This is a genomic window from Sandarakinorhabdus sp. (assembly GCF_031422795.1).
Classification (GTDB): domain Bacteria; phylum Pseudomonadota; class Alphaproteobacteria; order Sphingomonadales; family Sphingomonadaceae; genus Sandarakinorhabdus.
In genome coordinates this window covers 1-3426 of the sequence record NZ_JANPML010000321.1, presented here as the reverse complement: position 1 = coordinate 3426, position 3426 = coordinate 1, and the positions used below count along the sequence as shown (strand labels likewise).

3 protein-coding genes are annotated in these 3426 nt (G+C 65.6%); 2 read left to right on the top strand and 1 reads right to left on the bottom strand.

All coding sequences use genetic code 11. The features are described from left to right. Nucleotides 1-764, bottom strand: a 764-nt coding sequence (locus RMO81_RS11640; protein WP_310476048.1) for a kinase, incomplete at its 3' end; no start/stop codon positions are given. A gap of 89 nt (nucleotides 765-853) precedes the next feature. On the opposite strand from RMO81_RS11640, the gene RMO81_RS11635 reads away from it, so the two are divergent. Continuing rightward, nucleotides 854-1996, top strand: a complete 1143-nt coding sequence (locus RMO81_RS11635; RefSeq protein WP_310476047.1) for an acyl-CoA dehydrogenase family protein — start codon at nucleotides 854-856, stop codon at nucleotides 1994-1996. Nucleotides 1997-2070: 74 nt separating this feature from the next. Then, on the top strand, nucleotides 2071-3324 hold the full coding sequence (locus RMO81_RS11630; protein WP_310476046.1) for an acetyl-CoA C-acetyltransferase: 1254 nt from the start codon (nucleotides 2071-2073) through the stop codon (nucleotides 3322-3324). The last annotated feature ends 102 nt before the right edge of the window (nucleotides 3325-3426 follow it).

Here is a 3426-nt window from a genome sequence, read left to right as displayed (position 1 = left end):
GGCGTGTCCGCCAGTTGCCAGCGGGTGAGGCGTTCGTAGTGGGCGCAGAAGCGGGTGAGGGCGGCTGGGTCCATCCCGTGCCGGCCAGTGGCGCGGGTGAGGGCGGCTTCCTGCTCAGCGCGCCAGCGGGGGACGGTTTCCCAATCGGGGGCGGCGAGGAAGGCCAGTGCGTCGAGCATGGCCCAGGCGCGTTGATAGTTGCCGGCCAGCGCCTGGTTGACGTGGGTGCGCCAGAGGGCGTGGGGGTCTTCGGTGGCTTCGAGGGCGTTCACGGGTTTGGCAAGCAGGGCGGCGGGTTGTGGGCGGGCGCCGATGCACCAGCCTTCCAGGATGAGGATGTCGATCCGATTGAAGCGCCGCCAGTGCTGCGGGGGCAGGCGATCGTCGGCCAGCTTGTCGAACACCGGCAGGCTGACCGGCCGGCCGGAGCGGACGCGCAGCAGGGTATCCAGCAGCAGCGGCACATCATGCGTGCCGGGCACGCCGCGGGTGGCGAACAGCGGGTGGACATGGGCGGCCAGGGCCTGCCGGCGCGCGCGCGTCAGGTAGAAATCGTCGAGGGACACGGCAGCCACGATGCCGCCAGCCGCCAGCGCGCCGCCGCCAGCCGCCGGCAGCGGCGCGATACACCCCGGCAGCCGTGCTGCCAGCCGGGCCGCCAAAGTGGACTTGCCGCTGCCCTGCGCGCCGGCAAGGCCGATGATCAGCGGTGTCGTTCCCAGTTTGGGGGTGAGCCAGTCCAAGATCAGCGGCAGGGCGTCCATGTCGTCACGCTGCCCCGGCTCGGGCCCGCCGGCAACCCTGCCCATCAGGAGGGCTTGCAGGAAGGCTGCGGGCAGGGCCTGATGCGGCCATGAACAACTGGCCTGATATCCGCGCCGCTGTGGCGAAACTGTGTACCGGTTTTCCCGGCGAATATTGGCGGGCGAAGGACAAGGACAGCGCCTATCCCATTGAATTTGTCGACGCATTGACCCGCGAAGGCTGGCTGTCGGCGTTGATTCCCGAGGAATTTGGCGGCTCTGGCCTGCCGCTTTCGGCGGCCTGTGCGATATTGGAGGAAATCCACGCCAGCGGCGGCAACGGCGCGGCGGCGCATGCCCAGATGTATGTGATGGGCACGTTGCTGCGCCATGGTTCGGACGCGCAGAAAGCCCAGTATCTGCCGGCAGTTGCGCGCGGCGAGCTGCGTCTGCAGGCCTTTGGGGTGACGGAACCGACGTCGGGCAGTGATACGCTTTCGCTCCGCACCACAGCGGTCAGGGACGGCGATGATTATGTGATCAACGGCAGCAAGCTGTGGACCAGCCGCGCCCAGCACAGCGACCTGATGGTGCTGCTGGCCCGCACCACGGCAAAGGACAAGGTCGCCAAGCGCACGGAAGGGCTGTCGGTGTTCCTGCTCGACATGCGCGACTGTGCGGGCCTGTCGATCCAGCCCATCGAAACCATGATGAACCATGGCACCACGGCGGTGTTTTTCGACAATGTTCGCATCCCCGCCGCCAACCGCATCGGGGAGGAAGGGCAGGGCTTTCGCTATATCCTGTCGGGCATGAACGCCGAACGCATCCTGATCGCCACTGAATGCATTGGCGATGCGCGCTTTTTCCTCGATCGCGCCACCAGTTACGCGAAGGAGCGGCACGTGTTTGGCCGACCCATTGGCCAGAATCAGGGCATCCAGTTCCCGCTGGCGCAGGCCCACGCCCGCGCCCATGCCGCCAGTCTGGTCGTTGCCGATGCCTGCCGCCATTATGAGTCCGGCGAAGTCGCGGGGGCAGAAGCCAACATGGCCAAGATGCTGGCTGCCGAAGCCAGTTGGCAGGCCGGTGAGGCGGCGATGCAGACATTGGGCGGATTCGCCTTTGCCGCGGAATATGATATCGAACGCAAGTTCCGGGAAACACGGCTTTATCAGGTGGCGCCGGTCTCGACCAACCTCATCCTCGCGTACATCGCTGAGCATGTGCTGGGCCTGCCGAAAAGCTATTAGGACTGGCAAAAACCGCAATCGACGGACGCGCCCACAAGCGTAGGGTGCGCCGGTTGCATCTGGGGAGAAAGACCATGGCCGAAGCCTATATCATCGATACCGTTCGCACGCCGCGTGGCATTGGCAAGGTGGGGAAGGGCAGCCTGGCCGATATGCACCCGCAGCATCTCGCTGCCGCCGTGCTGAAGGCGATTGCCGAGCGTAATCACATCAACACCGCCGAAGTGGACGATATCATCTGGTCGACCTCCACCCAGAAGGGGAAGCAGGGCGGTGATCTTGGCCGCATGGCGGCGCTGGATGCCGGCTATGACCTGAAGGCCAGCGGCATGACGCTGGACCGCTTCTGCGGGGGCGGCATCACCTCGGTGAACCTGGCTGCGGCGCAGATCATGAGCGGCATGGAAGATTTGGCTGTAGCCGGCGGTACCGAAATGATGAGCTATACCGCCACCATGGCGCAGGAAGAGCGGGCCGCCGGCCTGGCGCCGATGATGATGGGCAGCGGCAACGCCCGCCTGCAGGCGCATCACCCGCAAAGCCACCAGGGCGTGTGCGGTGACGCCATCGCCAGCATGGAAGGCATTGCCCGTGCCGACGTGGATGCGCTGGGCCTGGAAAGCCAGAAGCGCGCGGCGCAAGCCATCGCCGAAGGCCGTTTTGCCAAGAGCGTGATCCCGGTTTATCGCGAGGACGGCACGCTGGCGCTGGATCACGAGGAATTCCCGCGCCCGCAGACGACGATGGAAGGTCTTTCTGCACTGGAGCCGAGCTTCACCAAGATCGCTGACATGCCGCTCGACACCGCTGGCACGACCTTCCGCAAGCTGATCAACGCCAAATATCCCGACCTGAAGATCGAGCATATGCACCACGCTGGCAACTCGTCGGGCGTGGTCGATGGCGCGGCGGCCGTGCTGCTGGCCAGCAAGGCCTATGCGACAAAGAACGGCCTGAAGCCGCGCGCGCGCATCGTGACCATGGCCAATATGGGCGATTGCCCGACGCTGATGCTGAATGCGCCGGTGCCGGCGGCGCGCAAGGCGCTGGCCAAGGCCGGCCTAACCGTGGACGATATCGATCTGTGGGAAATCAACGAAGCCTTTGCCGTGGTTGCGGAAAAATTCATCCGTGATCTGAAGCTGGATCGCGACAAGGTGAATGTGAACGGCGGCGCCATCGCGCTCGGTCACCCGATCGGGGCCACGGGTTCGATGCTGATCGGCACGGTTCTGGATGAGCTGGAACGCCGCGACTTGAAGCATGGTCTCATCACCATGTGCGCTGCTGGCGGCATGGCCCCGGCGATCATCATCGAGCGCATGTGAACCCTCACCCCGCTCGCCTGCGGCGAGTCGACCCTCTCCCCAGGTGGGAGAGGGTGGATTTGCCCCTCTCCCGTTCGGGGAGAGGGAGGGGCCCGCGCCCGC

Excerpts from the sequence above, each read along its gene's own strand:
- RMO81_RS11635 (WP_310476047.1), top strand. The coding sequence starts at position 854 with ATGAACAACTGGCCTGATATCCGCGCCGCTGTGGCGAAACTGTGTACC.
- RMO81_RS11630 (WP_310476046.1), top strand. The coding sequence starts at position 2,071 with ATGGCCGAAGCCTATATCATCGATACCGTTCGCACGCCGCGTGGCATT.